We start from the raw sequence: 17,633 nt of genomic DNA on the forward strand, positions 1-17,633 counted from the left end.
CTGTTTACAAGAGTTTTGTTCTTTATGATAGAATAGAAAACAAGAAAATTATGGAATAATTTAAGGGGTGCCTATGGTTAAACACCTATCATCTAAACTATTCAATCTCCTACTCTCCCTTTTCGGCATCATCCTCCTGGGGTCGATCCCAGCCCTGTTTGATCAGATGAACCTCTCTTTTTCAGGATACATACAGTCCATTCGAGGGGTGATTCTGATGCTTGTCGGATTGAAGCCTGCAGTCTATGGAGGCATGGCTGGCTTAGAAAAGCCGATCTTCCCACAAGTATTTGTTCATCTGGGGGAGTCGGGATTGATTTTTTTCCTTTCTCTTTTGTCCGCATTGGCGGTGGCTTTGTTCATCGTGTTTGTTTATTTCTTGCTTCCGAGATGGAGCCAGGCTGGGATTGCGTTCTGTCTCCGGGTGCTGGACGGGATTCCGGATATCCTTTTCATGATTGGGACGCAGCTACTGGTGATCTATGTGTTTAAGGCGACGGGGATTGCCATGGCACATGTAGCAACGGTTCAGGGGGAACGGGCAGTTCTTTTGCCGGTGGTCAGCCTCGCGATTCCCACGATGCTCATGTTCTTGAAACTGCTGATCCTTCGATACGGTCAGGAGGTAGAAAAGGATTATGTGGTACTGGCAAGGGCGAAGGGAGTCTCTCCTTCTGCGATTCTGAATCACCATGTGCTCAGGAATGTGGTGGTAAGCACAGTGTATTACATAAGGCATCATCTTTGGTTCATCCTTTCAAACTTGTATCTGGTGGAAGTGCTGTTCAACGTTCCGGGCATTTCCTGGTTCATCAAGGATTATCCCACGACGGAGGTTTTCACAGTGGCACTGCTTCTGATTTACGTGCCCATCTATCTTTTATTTCACCTATTTGAATGGGCGATTCCGGGAGAATGGAGGCATGGAGGATGATGTGGAGAAAGAACGGAGGTGCCATCCTATCGGGGCTATTCCTCTTGTTGCTTGTTCTTGCGAGTATAGGCAATACCTTTTGGAACGATGGAGACGTAAGCCAAACCGTCTTGCTGAAGGGTGAGGACGGGACCATTTCGGCTCCTCCATTCCCTCCATCGAAGGAGTTTTTATTAGGGACGGATGAGAAGGGGTATGACCTTCTCGGGCGGGCCATAGAGGGAGCCAAGTGGAGCATCGGGATCACGATATTGATTGCGTTTTTAAGGACATTCTTCGCATTCTGGGTCGGTATGGTCATGACGTATGTTCCGAGGTGGCTGTATGCGAGGCTTGAGGCGTTGTTCGATAGTTTTTCCATATTGCCCCTCACGATGGTGGTATTTGTGATTTTGGAGTCTGTTCTCTTGGTATCTAGCGGTACGAGTCCTGCCCCTTTTTATAAGCGGGCCGGTTTTGAGGTGCTGATCCTGGTCATCCTCGTCCTGCCGCCCCTTTCCTTTTATATGGCGAAGGAGGCGAAACGCATCAAGGAGAGGGAGTTCATGGATGCGGCCAGGGTACTGGGCGGATCGGAAAGGCATCAGATATGGAGCCACATCATACCGCATCTCCTTCCAGTATCGGGGGTGATGTTCATCCAGCAGTTCGTCCAGACGTTGATCATCTTCCTTCATCTGGGGGTGCTTGGCCTCTTCTTTGGAGGGACCATGGTATTCATGGGTCCGAATGGTCCCGAGATTGAATCGATCAGCCAGGAATGGTCGGGGTTGATTGGAGCGAACTTCCGATATATCGTATCCCATCCGTGGATCCCGCTTGCGCCGATCGGATTTTACACCGTAACGATCATTGCCGCCCAAACGCTGCTGAAATGGATCGAGGGCAAGACGGGAAAGCGGTCTTCACTGTAGAATAAAAACGTAACGGAAAGGAATGGACATCATGGACATCAAAAGAAAATGCGCCAAAGCAGCCCTGAACTACATAGAAAACGGCACAGTGATCGGACTGGGCGGAGGCAGCACCATCGCTCACCTCATCCGCTTCATCAAGGAAGAGCAGCTCGACATCAAGGTGGTCACGCCTTCATGGGAAACGAAGCGGAATTGTGAGGAAGTGGGCATGGCGGTCATTCCCCTGTCGGAAGTCTCAGAGGTGGATGTAGCCTTTGATGGATGCGATCAAGTGGACGAACATCTCCATGCCCTGAAGAGCGGTGGAGGCATTCATACCGATGAAAAATTGGTGGCAAGGATGGCTGAGGAGTATATCCTTCTGGTTGACGAGTCCAAAGTGGTGCAGGAACTAACGTACGAGCATCCCGTCGTACTTGAGGTGATCCCGAAGGCTCTAGCCTTTGTCACGCACCAGCTCTCAGATGCAGAGAGGGTAGAAATCCGCATGAGCCGTGATAAGGATGGTCCCGTCATGACAGAACGCGGGAATCTGCTTTTGGATGTGTACGTGCAGGGAAATCAGGATAGTGCGAGGTTGGAGGATCGGTTGAAAGGAATGCCCGGTGTGCTCGATGTTTCCCTTTTCACATCCGTCGTGACAAAGGCATTGGTGGCGGGTGAGTCCGGTATACGCGAAATGACAAAGCGTTAAGCGGCTAGAAACTTATGAGGCAAATGGGTTCTGCAGGAATAGCGGCAGTCCTTCCCACAAATCCCCGCACCATTCTTCAATCATAGTGACAACAACCCATGTTTCTTTCATACACTATCTTGAGGTGAAGAATATGCCAAGAGTAAAGTATAAGGATTCAGATGTGGCCCTCATGGCAAGGATGATGCGGGCAGAAGCCGAAGGGGAAGGGAAGCAGGGCATGCTTTACGTGGGCAATGTCATCGTGAACCGTGCTGTGGCAGAGTGTCTTGATTTCAAGGATGTGCGGACGATTCCACAGGTCATTTACCAGGTGCAGGGCGGCAACTATTCCTTCGAGGCCGTACAGAAGGGGAATCTGTTTTATAACCGGGCAAGATCGGTGGAAAAGCGGCTCGCGAAGCAGAATCTGGATTACTGGCGGCAGCAACCCGGGAAGTATGCCCTCTGGTACTTCAACCCGTACGCCCCGTGCCCCCCAACGTGGTATGATCAGCCGTTGGCCGGACAATTTAAGAACCATTGCTACTATGAACCGAAAGCCAACACATGCGCCAGCGTGTATCGAGGATGACACATGGAGGACTTCCTGACTGGCAGGAGGTTCTTTTTTTGTATAAACGACCGGTCGATGAGCCTAAACTGAAGGGGAAGACCTATCCTTATTAATGCACAGCAAAAGTATGTTAAACTTTAGGAAGTAAATTTTTTAGAATGAGGTATTTCAGCATGAATAAAGTGAAAAAGAAGAACCGCAGCAAGTTGTTTTTACTGATCAGGGGGCTGATGGTGGTCCTCGGCGGATTCATTGCCGCCTACGGTCTTGAGACCGTTTTGATTCCGAATAACGTGTCCGATGGAGGCGTCACGGGGATCAGCATCGTCCTTTCCCAGCTCGGCAATATGCCACTTGGGGTTCTGATCGCCATCATCAACATCCCGTTTGTCTGGTTGGGCTATAAGCAGATCGGGAAGAGTTTTGCCATTTTCTCTATTATCGGAATTGCATCGCTTGCGATTGGGACAAGCCTTATGCACCATATTCCGGCTATCATCGATGGGGACACATTGCTCGTCACAGTCGTCGGGGGGATCATCCTTGGTTTCGGAATGGGGCTTGCGCTCCGTAACGGTGGAGCCCTGGATGGAATTGATATGCTTGCCGTCCTCCTGTCGCGTAAGCTGCCGTTCGGTACGAGTGATTTCATCCTGTTCCTGAACTTATTCGTCTTCATCTTCGTCTCCACGGTATTCGGTCTGCAGGGAGCGATCCTGTCGGCGATTGCCTACTTCATCGCGTCAAAAGTGATCCATATCGTCGAAGAGGGGCTCAGCGGCTCCAAGACGTTCAAAATCATTTCGTCAGAACCGAAGCTCATGGTCGAAACCATCCGCGACCGGCTCGGGCGAAGTGCTACGTATAAGGAAGCGTACGGTGGCTACTCTCATGAGAAATTCATGGAAATCACCTGCGTGATCAACCGATTGGAAGAAAGCAAGCTGAAGGAAATCATCGCCGATATCGATCCTTCTGCATTCGTGACCATCTATGATGTCGCGGAAGTAAAGGGCGGTAACTTCAGGAAAAACGATATTCACTAAACCTAAGACCCCTCCCGGTTTTATACCAGGAGGGGCTTTTACGTATTCTTCGACTGCAACGGGGGAAAGGGGTATACTGATAGGAAAAAGAAGGGGGTTTCCACCTATGACAAAACCGAATTGGGGTATCCTTGGCCCTGGAGGCATCGCATCAAGCTTCGCAAAAGCGATCCGGGAAGTGAACGGGAACATCGCCGGTGTATGGGCGAGAAAAGTGGAAAAGGCAAAGGCGTTCGCAGAAGAGCACGGCGTCGAGAACGTGTATGAAAACGTGGAAAGCATGCTTGCGGATGACGGCATCGACATCGTATACGTCGCCACACCTCATAGTGTGCACTATACATATATCATGAACGCTTTGAAGCACGGGAAGCATGTCCTGTGTGAGAAAGCGATCACCATGAACGGTAGGCAGCTGAAGGAGATCACAGACCTTGCATCTGAAAAGGGACTGGTGGTGGCGGAAGCCATGACGATCTATCATATGCCGCTCTATCAAAAGCTGCGTAAAATCGTTGATGCCGGGAAAATCGGAAAAGTGAATATGGTCAACGTCACATTCGGTAGCTGCAAAGAAAATGACCCGACCAACCGCTTCTTCAATCCGGATCTTGCCGGGGGAGGCATGCTTGATATCGGGACCTATGCCCTTTCCTTCACCCGTTTCTTCCTATCCAGTCAGCCGACTGAGGTGTTGACGACGGTGAAGAAGCATGACACTGGTGTGGATGAGCAGTCGGGCATTGTGCTGAAGAATGAAGACGATGAGATGGCTGTCGTGAGCCTGGCCATGCGGGCGAAGATGCCGAAGCGCGGCATTGTCGCAGGTGATCTTGGGTATATCACCGTGGACGAATTCCCGAGGGCAGATCGTGCGACGATCACTTATACGAAAGACGGGTCCGTCGAGACGATCGAAGCGGGGGAAGAAGGCAAGGCGCTTCAGTATGAAGTCCAAGCGATGAATGAACTCGTTGTGACCAAAGGTGAGAACTGGACGCTGCCTTTGTCTGAACAAGTCATGGAGCTGATGGATGAGGCCCGCAGGCAGTGGGGGCTCACCTACGACTTCGAGTGAGCGCTACACGCGGCATCGTCATCAGAACACCTGAGTCAATAGATCGTGAGGCACTTCACGGCTTCTTCCGTCTGGTCATCGAGGACACTTATCAAAAAGAAGGCATCGATCACCTGGTGGATGATCTAGAAGAGGAAATCTGCTACAAGAAGTCCCTCCTTCAAAGGCAGGGAACGGAGCGTTTTTTCCTATTGGCGGAAAAGGACTCACAGATCATCGGTACCATTGAATACGGACCGGCCAGTGAACTGATCATGACCCTGACCAATGGTGCCTATGGGGGTATCCCTGAAGTCGGGACTGTGTTTGTGCACCCGGATCATCAGAGGATGGGTGTCGGCTCCCTGATGGTGAATGCCATGCTTCTGATCCTTCTTGGGAGAGGCGTAGAAGTATTTTGCCTCGATAGCGGGTATACCCGTGCCCAGGCAGTGTGGAAGAAACGATTCGGTGAACCGGATCATCGATTCACCGATCACTGGGGTGAAGGCATGGATCATATGATCTGGAAGCGGTCCGTCCGCAGCCAGATTGTATTGTAAGGAGGGCCAGAGCGTCCTCTTTTTTTGATTTGACAATATACCTAATGGGGTATAATATAAAGGTGTAAACCAGCTCGATTTTAAGGATAGGAGGGATAGTCATGAACTATGATATGCAGGTGAAAAACCGTGTCAAACGCCTTGAAGGACAGCTCAGGGGCGTCTTGAGGATGATGGAAGAGGGGAAAGACTGTAAAGAGGTCATCACTCAATTGTCTGCAGCACGCTCAGCCATTGAACGCTCCATTGGACTTGTCGTGAGCGCCAACCTTGTGGAATGCGTCCGCGCTGCCGATGAGCAGGGGGATGAAACGGATGAGATCATTAAAGAAGCCGTCAATCTATTAGTGAAGAGCCGATAAGGAAAATGGTCATCACCATTTTTTCTTTTGCAAAATATTATACCCTATAGGGTAATTAATGAGATGAAAGGAATGGAATCATATGCAAATCATCCTATACGCCCTGTTGGCCATCGTTCTCGTTCTTATCCTATCCCGGCTCATGCCGGTAAAGGGGATCCGAATGATCTCCACGGAAGAGTTAAAAAGCGAATTTAAGAATAAAAACAAGCAGTTCATCGATGTCCGCACGCCAGGGGAATACAAAGGCAATCACATCAGGGGATTCAAAAATACCCCCCTTCAGCAGCTTCCCAAACAAATCGACACGTTATCAAAAGATAAAGAGGTAGTCGTCATCTGTCAGAGCGGGATGAGAAGCATGAACGCTGCCAAACTGCTTAAGAAAAGCGGATTTCATTCCGTCACCAATGTCAAAGGCGGCATGAACGCCTGGAGATCATAAAGGGGAGTGAGTGAAATGGATGTAAGTTTTATCGTCGTGATTTTTCTCATCGGGTTCATCGGTTCTTATATTTCCGGCATGCTTGGAATCGGAGGATCCATCATCAAGTATCCGATGCTTCTCTATATCCCCCCGTTAGTGGGCGTAGCAGCATTCAGTGCCCATGAAGTATCCGGCATCAGCGCCGTCCAGGTGTTCTTCGCTACTATTGGCGGGGTGTGGGCGTATCGAAAGGGAGGGTACCTGAATAAGACGCTCATTGCCTATATGGGTGGAAGCATCCTGATTGGAAGCTTTGTCGGGGGGTACGGCTCCAAGCTCATGTCGGAAGGTGGCATCAACTTGATCTATGGAATCCTGGCCCTCATCGCCGCGATCATGATGTTCATTCCGAAGAAGGGACTGGATGATATCCCACTAGAGCAAGTGACGTTCAACAAATGGCTGGCGGCTCTATTGTCCCTTATCGTCGGGCTCGGGGCGGGCATCGTAGGGGCAGCAGGAGCATTCCTCCTCGTCCCGATCATGCTGGTCGTCTTGAAGATCCCTACAAGGATGACGATCGCTTCTTCCCTCGCCATCACGTTCATCTCCTCAATCGGGGCCACCGTGGGGAAGGTGACCACGGGCCAGGTCGATTACGGTCCAGCCGCCATCATGGTGATTGCGAGCCTGATCGCTTCCCCCCTTGGAGCCATGGCGGGTAAGAAAGTGAATACGAAATGGCTTCAGATGATCCTTGCGCTCCTGATTACTGCCACGACCATCAAGATCTGGTGGGATATCCTGTAGGACATATTTTCAGCCTTAAGACCGATTCTAGTAAGAGGAAGAGTGAAAATTAGTAGGAAAGGGTAACATAAGGTTGTATATACCCCATACCGTAAAAGGAGGATGAAGAAGTTGGATTTTCATTACACTGTACAAGCGGATGGCACGATGAAGGAAGCCATAACGGCCCTGGAAGATGCGCTCAAAGAAGAGTCCTTTGGCATCCTCTGGACATTTGATATTAAGGATAAGTTGACGGAGAAGGGGTTCACAGTGGATGAACCCTATATGGTACTTGAATTATGCAATCCACAGGAAGCAGAACGGGTATTGAAGGAGAATAAGCTCGTAGGGTATTTCCTGCCGTGTAAAATAGTCGTTTATCAAGATCAAGGCGCAATCAAAATCGGGCTTCCGAAACCGACTGCCCTCATAGGTTTGCTCGATGATCCCGAGCTGAAGGAACTGGCAGGTGACATCGAGAGGCGTCTGATTGGATGCATCGATCGTTCTATAAAGAAATGAATTTGATAAAAGGGGTGGAGAATCATGTACTTTAAATCATTTTTTGATGAAAAGCTTGCCCATATGTCGTACCTGATCGGCTGTCAGAAAACCGGTGAAGCGCTGGTGATCGATCCGGCAAGGGATGTGGCACCCTATCAGGCGGCAGCGAAGAAAGAGGGATTGACCATTTCGGCAGCTGCCGAAACCCATATCCATGCTGACTATCTGTCGGGTATCAGGGAGCTTGCGCGTTCAGGGGGAGTGAAACTGTACGTTTCCGATGAAGGCGATCAGGACTGGAAGTATCAGTATCTTAATGACTACGAGTATGAGCTCTTAAAGGACGGATCTGCGTTCTATATCGGGAATGTGAAATTCGAGGTCCTTCATACGCCCGGACATACGCCTGAGAGCGTTTCGTTCCTTTTGACGGACGAGGGTGGCGGTGCGGACGAACCGATGGGCATCTTTACAGGTGACTTCCTGTTCGTTGGGGATGTCGGTCGTCCGGATCTTCTCGAAAAGGCAGCCGGGGCAAAAGGAACTTCGGAAACAGGAGCCATCGATATGTTCCGATCCTTGAAGAAGCTGAAGGATCTTCCGGATCACTTGCAGGTATGGCCGGCCCACGGGGCGGGTAGCGCATGCGGGAAGTCCCTCGGTGCCGTTCCCGTGTCGACCCTCGGCTACGAAAGGAAGTTCAACTGGGCTCTCCGGATCACGGATGAGAAGGAATTCGTCCATGAACTCCTGACCGGCCAGCCGGAGCCGCCGACCTATTTTGCACAAATGAAGAAGCTGAACAAGGAAGGTCCTCCTCTCCTGACGCGCGATGAAATTCCCCGTAAGCATGCTCCGGCAGAAGGTGCTGTTATCGTGGATGCACGGGACGCCTCCCGATTCTCGGACGGTCATCTGAAAGGGACTCTCAATATCCCGTACAATCGCTCCTTCCCGAACTGGGCAGGATGGCTGCTCGATTATAAACGGGACATCTTCCTGATTGCGGAGGAAGACCGGATCGGGGAGATCAGAAAGGCGCTTGCTTCCATTGGTCTCGGTCAGGTGAAGGGGTACATGGATCCGGAAGATCTTCCCGGGCATCTTGAAACCTATAAATCGATATCTGTGGAAAAAGCGAATGAACTCATGACGGATGATCGTTATTATGTGGTCGATGTGAGGAATCAGAATGAGTGGGAAGAGGGGCATATTCGTGAAGCCCATCATCACATGCTCGGGCATCTTGACGAAGCGGACCTCCCTCAGGATAAGACCTTGATCATCCACTGCCAATCCGGCGCCAGGTCCGCAATCGGCGCAAGCCTCCTGCAGGCAATGGGACATGACGTATTGAACGTGGAAGGTGGATTCTCAGCCTGGAAAGGTGCAGGAAACCCAGTGGAGTAAGAATAAAAAGAAGTAGGGACCAAAGTGTTTTAGTCATAGTAAAACCCGAATTCATTTGCCTGCGATCAGGCAATAGAATTCGGGTTTTCATTTGTTTCATGAACAAGTTCCCAGCGGTTGATTGGAGTGCAAGACGAAGACTCCTGTCGGAAGAGTGGCTCTCCGCGGAAAGCGCAGTCTTGCACCACGGAAATCATGAGCGAATCTAAACTGATATTGTTCGTCATGAAATGCTATCTTTCTATGTTTTCTGTTAATCTGCAGCAAACACGATGCCGGCGGATTTTCGTGCTTGTTCTACAATATCGAGGACGTTGCAACTGTAATCAAGGAGATCGTAGCAACGATCATAGTCTTCCTTCTCATAGATGTCACGGAATGCCTTCAACTCGTAGTAGAGTTTATTCGAATTTGTCTGTTCGTTCAGGACTACTTCTTCATCGGCGATCTTGACGGTGATCGCCTCGCAGCTTGAACCATTTTCTACCTCGATATAGCCTTTTTCACCCTGGATGAGGCAGAAGTTCGGGCTTTCCGTATCCTTGGCCCCGACGGCTTCCCCGATAAAGCCAGGGTATTTCATCAGGACGACGCCCGATGTGTCGATGCCATTTGTATGGGTATTGGCCATGTAATGGACGGCATCAGGTTTCCCGAACAGGTTCATGATGAAGTGGATATTGTAGACATTGATGTCCACCAGGGCACCGCCCGAGAATGCCGGATTGAAGATATTCGGTGTTTCGCCTGCGAGGAATTTATCGTACCGGCTTGAATATTGACTGTAATTGGCCTGAATGAAGCGGATCGGTCCGATCTTCCCGATGTTTTGGCGGATCAGTTCGTAGTTCGGCAGATGGATGGTGGTGATCGCTTCAAAGAGCATGAGGCGCTTTTCTTTTGCCAGCGCCCTTAATTTCTCGAGCTCCCTGGCCGTCGATGTAAACGGCTTTTCGCAGATGACGTGTTTTCCTTTATGTAGGGCTGTCCTCACATGCTCGAAATGGAGACTGTTAGGGGAAGCCACGTAAATGAAATCTGCGTCGGCTTCATCAAGCATCCGGTTGAGATCTGTATAAATGGATGGGCCGCCAAATTTGTCTGCCAGAGGGCGTGCACTCGATTCTGCGCGGGAATACATGGCGGTGCACTGGGCACCCTCCACGTCATCAACGGCAGAGAGGAACCTTTCGACAATGAATCCTGTTCCGATTGTAGCGATCTTCATATCGCTCACCTCATCTTTCTTATTTGTCCTCCCCATTATAATGGACTCCCCTGGGGATGTCATATCATCAAGGCCACCAGAAGAAATATCCCAACGCAGCAGGAGAGCGGGGAAATTCGTCGAAATCTGTCTATAAACGAATGGAAGGATGAAGACGATATGAGTGGTAACAAGTGGAATGCAACGCATTATGATGACAAAATCGGGTTTGTTTCCCTATATGGCAAGGGCCTGATCGATATACTCGATCCGAAGGAAGGCGAGGAGATCCTTGACCTTGGGTGCGGAACCGGTGATTTGACGCAAGAGATTGGGGAATTCGGGGCAGTCGTAAGGGGGATTGACTATTCGGAGGACATGATCCAGCGCGCCCGGGAGAAGTATCCGACCATCTCCTTTGATGTGGGGGATGCTGCAAACTTTCACACTTCACAACCGATGGATGCCGTATTCTCCAACGCCGCCCTTCACTGGGTCCGTGATGCAGACGGTGTGGCCTCTTCTGTTGCCCGTGCTTTACGCCCCGGGGGACGATTTGTCGCTGAGTTTGGCGGGAGTCGAAACGTCGGGACGATCATCTCAGGAGTGGAAGAGGAACTGACTGCTCGTGGAATCGATGCCACATCAAGGAATCCGTGGTACTTCCCGACCGTCGGTGACTACAGTTCCCTCTTAGAGCATCATGGTTTCAGGGTATCGTTCATTCATCACTATGAGAGGCCGACACCCCTGTCAGATGGAGAAAAGGGTCTGGATCATTGGCTTGACGGTTTTGCCGACGACTTCTTTCCGGAGTTTGAGGGGGAGGAAAAGGCCGAGGTATATAAAGGGATCAAGGAGAGGGTGCGGCCTGCCCTTTTCAAGGACGGGGAATGGGTGGCGGATTATTGGCGGATCCGTGTAGTTGCTGTGAAAGAGTGATCAGATTTACGGGAGGGGTGATGAGGTCAGCCCATCTCCCTTTCTTTGCAAAATAATAGATTTGTCCTCCGTAATCTTCAGCTATACAGGGAAGGTCCATCCCATTATAATAGAGTGACTAAAGTCTCATTTTTCCAGTAGAGGAAGATGTGACTAAAATGAGGTGCACTGTGAAATTAGTTGTACATATTACGAATAACTATGATTTATTTCTTGTCTTTTTGTCTTATATCATTGCGTTGATCGCAGCGTTTGCTTCTATAGAATTATCGAATCGAGTGAGGCAGACGAAGGGGAGGGCAAAGCTTGTCTGGTTGATGACGGCCGGAGGCGTCCTCGGGCTCGGGATCTGGTCCATGCACTTCATCGGCATGCTCGCCTTCCATCTATCGAGTACGATGTATTATGATGTCAGCCTTGTCTTCCTGTCCATTGTCGCTTCCGTGGCAGGATGCTCGGCTGGGTTCTGGATGGTTTCATCACCAGCGCCGAAGAAAAGCCATCTGGTCTATGGGGCTGTCCTCATGGGAACTGGTATCGCATCCATGCACTATATCGGCATGGCGGCCATCCGTCCGATGATGATCAGTTATGATCCACTGTTAGTGACCCTCTCATTGGGAATTGCGTATTCGTCAGCGTTCGCTGCCCTGTGGCTCGGGTTCTATTCGTCTTTTGCCAAGGAAGGGATGGGCTTCAGAGTGAAGCTCGCTTTCTCCTTGTTCATGGGAGTCGCCATCACGGGTCTTCACTATACGGGGATGACGGCTGCACACTTTCATCCTCATGAAGGACATGAAGGAGCAGGCACGGTGGATGTGACCTTCCTGACGTGGGGAGTCTTCATCAGTACCCTTTTAATTTTCATCTTCACCTTCTTCTCCATTGCCATCGATCGCTTTGTCAGGAAGAAATCGATCCTGCAGACGATGATGTTCGATTCGGCGGAAGACGGGATCGCCATCTCCGATAAATCAGGCAGGATCTATCATGCCAACTCAGCACTTCTTTCCATGTTTCCTGAGGCAAACGGTCAGACCGTACCCGATGTGTTCGTACAAGGGACGGTGGAAGATAGTCGACTGACCATCCCCATAGATACCCATCAAGGGGAGCGGATCCTGGAGGTGTCGAAGCACCTCATCCGGGGTGAGGGGCTTGAGCACTCCATCTGGTTCACGAGGGATATCACGGAGAAGCGCAAGTCGGAAGAAGTCATCCAGTTCATGGCCTATCATGATCCCCTGACGGAACTCCCGAACCGTTACAAACTCGAGAAGCTCCTTGACGAGTGGATTGCGGATGGAAAAGGGGTGTGCTGCATCTTCATCGACCTTGATCGCCTGAAGTTCACCAACGATACCCTCGGGCATCAGGCAGGCGATGTGCTGTTGAAAGAAGTGACGAAAAGGCTTAAGGACGCGCTCCCGGAGGATTGTGTGCTCACTCGTCAGGGTGGGGATGAGTTTGTAGTCGTTTCGACCTGTGTCGATAGGGGTAGAGTGAAGAACCTGGCCAACGAGTGCGTCCGTGCCATGAACGAGCCGTTCTCGATCAATGGATCCAATGTGCGGGTGACCATCAGCGCAGGAATCGCCCATTATCCCGAAGACGCGCGTAACGGGTCGGAGCTCCTGAGCTATGCGGATCTTGCCATGTATGAGTCCAAGAAGAACGGCAAGAACTGCGTCACGGAATTCAATGAAGAAATCAGACAGAAGCTTGAAAGGACGATGCTCCTCGAGCAGGGATTCGAGCATGCATTCGAGCAGGAAGAATTCTACGTCCTTTATCAGCCCAAAGTGAACGTGAAATCCGGAACCCTTGAAGGGGTGGAGGCGCTCATGCGCTGGACCCATCCCCGTGTCGGACCTGTCTCCCCGGTGGAATTTATCCCGATCATGGAAGAAAAGGGGATGATCCACTCTGTGGGCAGGTGGGTGCTGAAGGAAGCGTGCCGGCAGTGGGTAAGATGGATAGTGGAAGGGAAAGAGCCCATCGTGATGGGCGTCAACATTTCCCCTCTCCAGTTCTCGAGGGAGGACTTCATCCCATCCGTTCAGGAAGTACTCGATGAAACCGGGATGGATCCGAATTATCTGGAGCTTGAACTGACCGAATCCTCGGCCATGAAATGCGAAGCGGATGTCATCGTCATCCTTGATCGACTCAGGGAAATGGGGATCAAGATCTCCCTGGACGATTTCGGGACAGGCTATTCATCGTTCCGGTATTTGAAGGCACTGCCCGTCGAGATTCTGAAGATTGACCGTTCCTTCCTGGAAGACTTTGAAGGGAACGAAGAGCAGGAAGCCATCGTACGGTCCATGATCACCCTCGGACACAACCTGAATATGAGGGTGTTGGTGGAGGGTGTGGAGGATGCCTATCAGATGGACTGGCTCAAGCGGGAAGGCTGCGACTTGATCCAGGGATTTTATTTAAGCAGACCGGATACGGCCGAGGCGATTTCCGCGCGCTGGATGAACATGGCGGCCGTATCAAACTAAAGGGGAAATGAAAGATGACCATACAGATGGATCGAATATCAAATGACTTGATCGTACAATCAATGAAAGAAAATATGGCCCTGATCCAATTCGGGATCGACCGGAGAGTCACCTATGTCAATGACCTGTTCGCCGGAAGCGTCGGGTATCGAGCCGACGATATGGTAGGGATGCATCATAAGGAGCTCTGCTTCCCGTCATTCGCCAACAGCGGTGGATATGAAACCTTTTGGAAGAGGCTCCTGTCGGGGCGCAGCTTCCAGGACAAGATTGAACGGAAGGATGCCATGGGGAATGCAATCTGGCTCGAGGCGACCTACATGCCCATCTTTGACGAGGACTCCCGCAGGGTCATCGGCATCTTGAAGGTGGCGACCAATATCACCGACCGCCAGAGGGCGATATCTACCTTGACGGATGATTTGAAGGGGCTGGCAGAAGACCTTCATGATCAGGCGAAGGGAGGCATCGACCGCGGAAATGAGCTCATGGGGATCATTGACCGGATGACCAAAGTATCGGAAGAAAATTCGGAAACCCTCCAAGGGCTTCAGAAACAGGCCGATGATATCAAAGGCATTGTCCAGACCGTGCGGGAAATCGCCGCCCAGACGAATCTCCTTGCCTTGAACGCCGCCATCGAAGCTGCAAGGGCAGGCGAGCATGGCAGGGGCTTCGATGTCGTGGCGAAAGAAGTGAGAAAACTATCGGAGCGGGTGGAGAAATCCATCGTCGAAATCCGTGATAACATCGAAGGCATCACCGTAGAAGTAAAGAAAATCACCTCCGGTACCGATATCGCCCAGCATGATATCAAGGAAAGCCAGACGATGATCAAGCACACCGTCCACGATTTCTCCGGCCTGACGATGGCCTCCACCAAGCTGGAAGAGCATGCAAAAAGATTCCAGGACATCATATAAGTTTCATAGCCATCCTCCGGGATGGTTTTTTTGTGCGCACCGGGAAATGAGAGAGTTCCTACGTTTATCCCAGTCTCGAATAGGTAATAAGTAATGTACAAATCAAACAGCGAGCAGGTGAGATCGCATGGATTATCAGAAGCTGCCCTTACGAGAGCTGGTGGAGCGGATCATAGCGGGGGATGAACGGGCGGTGCAGGAATTCGAAAGAAGATGGGAGATTCCATGGGATCAGTTGGGCAGTGTACCGATCCACCTCAAAAATCCTCGGAAGTGATGTCTCCTCTGTGGTAAAGTAGACAGATAAGAACGCAGAGGAAGAGGGAATATCATGACCGTCAAACGCTATTACGAAGATGCGTACCGCAGCACATTCACCACCACGATCAACGAACTAGCTCAGGATGAAAAAGGACGCTGGTACGCCATTCTTGAAGAAACGTGCTTCTATCCGACAGGTGGAGGTCAGCCTCACGATACGGGGATGCTCGGGGAACGCAGGGTCCTGGAAGTAGAAAATGTGAACGGAGAGATCCGTCACTACTTGGATGCCCCCCTTGAGGAGGGCGTCACCATCACCGGGAATATTGACTGGGAGAGGCGCTTCGACCATATGCAGCAGCATGCGGGGCAGCATATCCTGTCTGCCAGCTTCATAGAATCTCTAGGCTATGAAACCATCAGTTTTCATCTTGGTCAGGAGACCCTCACCATCGATCTTGAGATCCCCGATTTGACCAGGGAAGAGGCAAATCGAGCGGAAGCCCTTGCCAATCAGGTGATCAGGGAAGCGAGACCTATCGAGACAAAGTGGGTAACAGAAGGCGAGCTGGGAGATTATCCACTCAGGAAGCAGCCCGACGTGGACGGACCGATCCGCCTCGTCATCATCCCGGACTTCGACTATAATGGATGCGGCGGCACTCACCCTGCATCCACAAGCGAAGTGGGAGGGATCAAGATTCTCGATTGGGAAATGCGTAAATCCCATATCCGTCTTCGGTTCATCTGTGGAGACAGGATCCGCACCCATCTTCAAGCGAAACACGATCTCCTTAAAGACCTGACCGGGATCATCCAGGCGCCGGAAGATGGCATGAAAGATGCCGTGCTCCGGATGATTGACAGGCAAAAGGATACCGAGAAGGAACTGGAAGGTGTAAAAGCCGAATACCTGAAGCTTGAGGCGGACGTACTGGTCAATAGCATACAGGAGGTAGCGGGACATCTCCTGCTCTCCAGGGTCTATGACGAGCGTCCGATCAAGGAGCTGCAGGGCCTCGCCCAACAGATCACAGCCCGGAAGGATGACGTGGTCGTCCTGTTTGCCGTGAAGAACGGAGCCAAGCTTCAGCTTGTCGGGGCAAGAGGGAAGGCATCGACAGCCGCCCTCAAGGAATCGGTGCGACCGGTATTCGACCTGATCAACGGTAAAGGCGGAGGGAAGGATGCATTCGTTCAAGGCGGTGGTGAAGCGATCATCAGCAAGGAAGAGCTCATGGAAGAGTGGATTCGACAGCTATAAAGCGAGCCTGCAGGTATGTCCTGCAGGCTTTTTATTGTAAATGGATCCAAAGGCCTGCAAGAAAGTTCAACGTCTCTATTTTACTGGAAGTGTTTTGACAAATAGCTGTTTGTGGAGGGGAACAATCATGATCTAGTTCTATTGAATCTGATCCTAGGACCTACTTGAGGGTGGAGGGTAGACGGCTGGGTAGTTCTATACTCACAGACAAAATTCGACAAGCTTCTGAGAGGAATTGACGGAGGTACATCTTGATGGTAAGGATAATAAAGGGAAAAATGGTTTTGGGCTGACGGATAGAAGCGCCTTCATCTCTTTATTTTTTTCTTTTCATTTGTAAGATGATTGAAAAAATAGAAAAATGGGTAAATGGAAATCTGTCGAGATAATTACAGTATATGGATGTATACGCGTATGAAAGTCTCGGCCGTGTTGTGGAGGGCTTAGATTTATTATTTCCGATGCCCCAAGCCTTTCCCACGTCAAAAACCCAATACAGAAAGGAAACATACGATGCAAACTGTAGAAGACCCGCAACAACCAATGCAAGAATCAACACCAGTGAATCCATGGCTCACCATCTGGGTGAAGCCAAGAACGACCATCCGCTATATTCTTAATCATAAGTTTCTCGGTTTCGCCTTTTTACTCACTATCCTGGCTGGAATCGGCAATACGCTTGATCAAGCATCATCTAGAGATGTCCTTGATAATATGGATCTTGGTTTACCTTTATTCCTTCTTGGGGCGGTGATTTTCGGAGCCATCACCGGTATTATTGGCTGGTTCCTGACCTCCCTGGTTGCGTGGGGGGTAGGAAAGATTTTCAAAGGGACGGCCACCTACAAGGAGATGCTCCTGGCGACAGCATGGGCGAACATTCCGATAATCATCGCGCTTGTTCTTTGGGTGCCGGACCTGATGGTCATGGGCGAAGGCGCATTTCAATCTGATTATGTGGTCGGTTCTTTCATAGGAGCGGTATACATCTTTTTCTCGGTATTCGTTCAAATTGTCCTTGCGGGCTGGTACTTCTTTATCTTAATTAAAGCTGTTTCTGAAGCTCACCGGTTCTCATCATGGCTTGGCCTCTGCACGCTCTTGATTCCGGGTGCCTTGCTCACTATTTTATTTATTCCAATTCTCTTGTTGGCTATGTTTTAAGAGATTCATCAACACCCCGACTTCTGCTACAGGAGAGGGGTGTTTTTAGATTGAAAACACCTAGGAAAGTTAGCCTTCTCAGCCTTGGTTACCCTTTCTT

At 50.5% G+C, this 17,633-nt stretch carries 19 protein-coding genes and 1 pseudogene; 19 read left to right on the forward strand and 1 reads right to left on the reverse strand.

What is annotated here, in order from left to right; translation table 11 throughout:
• Positions 1 to 73: 73 nt before the first annotated feature.
• From K6T23_RS01910 to K6T23_RS01965, 12 genes are all read left to right on the forward strand, one after another.
• Positions 74 to 934, forward strand: coding sequence for an ABC transporter permease subunit (locus K6T23_RS01910; RefSeq protein WP_056541885.1), 861 nt, complete (start codon positions 74 to 76; stop codon positions 932 to 934).
• Positions 931 to 1,848 carry an ABC transporter permease subunit gene (locus tag K6T23_RS01915; RefSeq protein WP_056541882.1) on the forward strand — a complete coding sequence of 306 codons (918 nt, stop codon included), beginning with the start codon at positions 931 to 933 and terminating at the stop codon, positions 1,846 to 1,848. Before K6T23_RS01910 ends, K6T23_RS01915 begins: the two co-directional genes overlap by 4 nt.
• A gap of 31 nt (positions 1,849 to 1,879) precedes the next feature.
• Positions 1,880 to 2,545: a ribose 5-phosphate isomerase A gene (gene rpiA / locus K6T23_RS01920; RefSeq protein ID WP_238283470.1), complete on the forward strand. Its 666-nt coding sequence runs from the start codon at positions 1,880 to 1,882 to the stop codon at positions 2,543 to 2,545.
• A 133-nt stretch (positions 2,546 to 2,678) separates the two neighbouring features.
• Complete coding sequence (locus K6T23_RS01925; RefSeq protein WP_056541875.1) at positions 2,679 to 3,119, forward strand: cell wall hydrolase; 441 nt, start codon at positions 2,679 to 2,681, stop codon at positions 3,117 to 3,119.
• A 155-nt stretch (positions 3,120 to 3,274) separates the two neighbouring features.
• The gene (locus K6T23_RS01930) at positions 3,275 to 4,147 is read left to right on the forward strand and encodes a YitT family protein (RefSeq protein ID WP_218247834.1); all 873 of its coding nucleotides are present in this window, start codon (positions 3,275 to 3,277) and stop codon (positions 4,145 to 4,147) included.
• A gap of 106 nt (positions 4,148 to 4,253) precedes the next feature.
• Positions 4,254 to 5,225, forward strand: a complete 972-nt coding sequence (locus K6T23_RS01935) for a Gfo/Idh/MocA family protein (RefSeq protein WP_238283471.1) — start codon at positions 4,254 to 4,256, stop codon at positions 5,223 to 5,225.
• Positions 5,222 to 5,767 carry a GNAT family N-acetyltransferase gene (locus K6T23_RS01940; RefSeq protein WP_238283472.1) on the forward strand — a complete coding sequence of 182 codons (546 nt, stop codon included), beginning with the start codon at positions 5,222 to 5,224 and terminating at the stop codon, positions 5,765 to 5,767. Before K6T23_RS01935 ends, K6T23_RS01940 begins: the two co-directional genes overlap by 4 nt.
• Before the next feature lie 101 nt (positions 5,768 to 5,868).
• On the forward strand, positions 5,869 to 6,129 hold the full coding sequence (locus tag K6T23_RS01945) for a metal-sensitive transcriptional regulator (protein WP_148986208.1): 261 nt from the start codon (positions 5,869 to 5,871) through the stop codon (positions 6,127 to 6,129).
• A gap of 82 nt (positions 6,130 to 6,211) precedes the next feature.
• Entirely contained in the window at positions 6,212 to 6,574 is a 363-nt protein-coding gene (locus K6T23_RS01950; RefSeq protein WP_238283473.1) for a rhodanese-like domain-containing protein, read from the forward strand.
• 15 nt (positions 6,575 to 6,589) lie between these two features.
• Entirely contained in the window at positions 6,590 to 7,366 is a 777-nt protein-coding gene (locus K6T23_RS01955) for a sulfite exporter TauE/SafE family protein (RefSeq protein ID WP_238283474.1), read from the forward strand.
• 102 nt (positions 7,367 to 7,468) lie between these two features.
• Positions 7,469 to 7,870: a DUF302 domain-containing protein gene (locus tag K6T23_RS01960; protein WP_238283475.1), complete on the forward strand. Its 402-nt coding sequence runs from the start codon at positions 7,469 to 7,471 to the stop codon at positions 7,868 to 7,870.
• A gap of 24 nt (positions 7,871 to 7,894) precedes the next feature.
• Positions 7,895 to 9,262, forward strand: coding sequence for an MBL fold metallo-hydrolase (locus K6T23_RS01965; RefSeq protein WP_238283476.1), 1,368 nt, complete (start codon positions 7,895 to 7,897; stop codon positions 9,260 to 9,262).
• 253 nt (positions 9,263 to 9,515) lie between these two features.
• Here K6T23_RS01965 and K6T23_RS01970 read toward each other — a convergent pair whose 3' ends face one another.
• Entirely contained in the window at positions 9,516 to 10,490 is a 975-nt protein-coding gene (locus K6T23_RS01970) for a Gfo/Idh/MocA family protein (RefSeq protein ID WP_238284363.1), read from the reverse strand.
• A 159-nt stretch (positions 10,491 to 10,649) separates the two neighbouring features.
• Here K6T23_RS01970 and K6T23_RS01975 point away from each other — a divergent pair, with 159 nt between their 5' ends.
• The 7 genes and pseudogenes from K6T23_RS01975 to K6T23_RS02005 all read left to right on the forward strand — a co-directional run bounded on the left by K6T23_RS01975 (position 10,650) and on the right by K6T23_RS02005 (position 17,533).
• Positions 10,650 to 11,411 (forward strand): class I SAM-dependent methyltransferase, encoded by a 762-nt coding sequence (locus tag K6T23_RS01975; protein WP_238283477.1) that lies wholly within the window; start codon positions 10,650 to 10,652, stop codon positions 11,409 to 11,411.
• A 170-nt stretch (positions 11,412 to 11,581) separates the two neighbouring features.
• Entirely contained in the window at positions 11,582 to 13,921 is a 2,340-nt protein-coding gene (locus K6T23_RS01980; protein WP_238283478.1) for a bifunctional diguanylate cyclase/phosphodiesterase, read from the forward strand.
• A 74-nt stretch (positions 13,922 to 13,995) separates the two neighbouring features.
• A pseudogene (locus K6T23_RS22335) lies at positions 13,996 to 14,310 on the forward strand (PAS domain-containing protein); the annotation flags it as partial.
• Positions 14,311 to 14,427: 117 nt separating this feature from the next.
• Positions 14,428 to 14,844: a methyl-accepting chemotaxis protein gene (locus tag K6T23_RS22340; RefSeq protein ID WP_420493501.1), complete on the forward strand. Its 417-nt coding sequence runs from the start codon at positions 14,428 to 14,430 to the stop codon at positions 14,842 to 14,844.
• A 127-nt stretch (positions 14,845 to 14,971) separates the two neighbouring features.
• On the forward strand, positions 14,972 to 15,121 hold the full coding sequence (locus K6T23_RS01995; RefSeq protein ID WP_156450728.1) for a hypothetical protein: 150 nt from the start codon (positions 14,972 to 14,974) through the stop codon (positions 15,119 to 15,121).
• Positions 15,122 to 15,175: 54 nt separating this feature from the next.
• Positions 15,176 to 16,369, forward strand: a complete 1,194-nt coding sequence (locus tag K6T23_RS02000; RefSeq protein ID WP_238283479.1) for an alanyl-tRNA editing protein — start codon at positions 15,176 to 15,178, stop codon at positions 16,367 to 16,369.
• Between the two features lie 543 nt (positions 16,370 to 16,912).
• Positions 16,913 to 17,533 (forward strand): YIP1 family protein, encoded by a 621-nt coding sequence (locus K6T23_RS02005; protein ID WP_238283480.1) that lies wholly within the window; start codon positions 16,913 to 16,915, stop codon positions 17,531 to 17,533.
• Positions 17,534 to 17,633: the final 100 nt, after the last annotated feature.

The organism is Rossellomorea marisflavi, assembly GCF_022170785.1.
Classification (GTDB): Bacteria; Bacillota; Bacilli; order Bacillales; family Bacillaceae_B; genus Rossellomorea; species Rossellomorea marisflavi_B.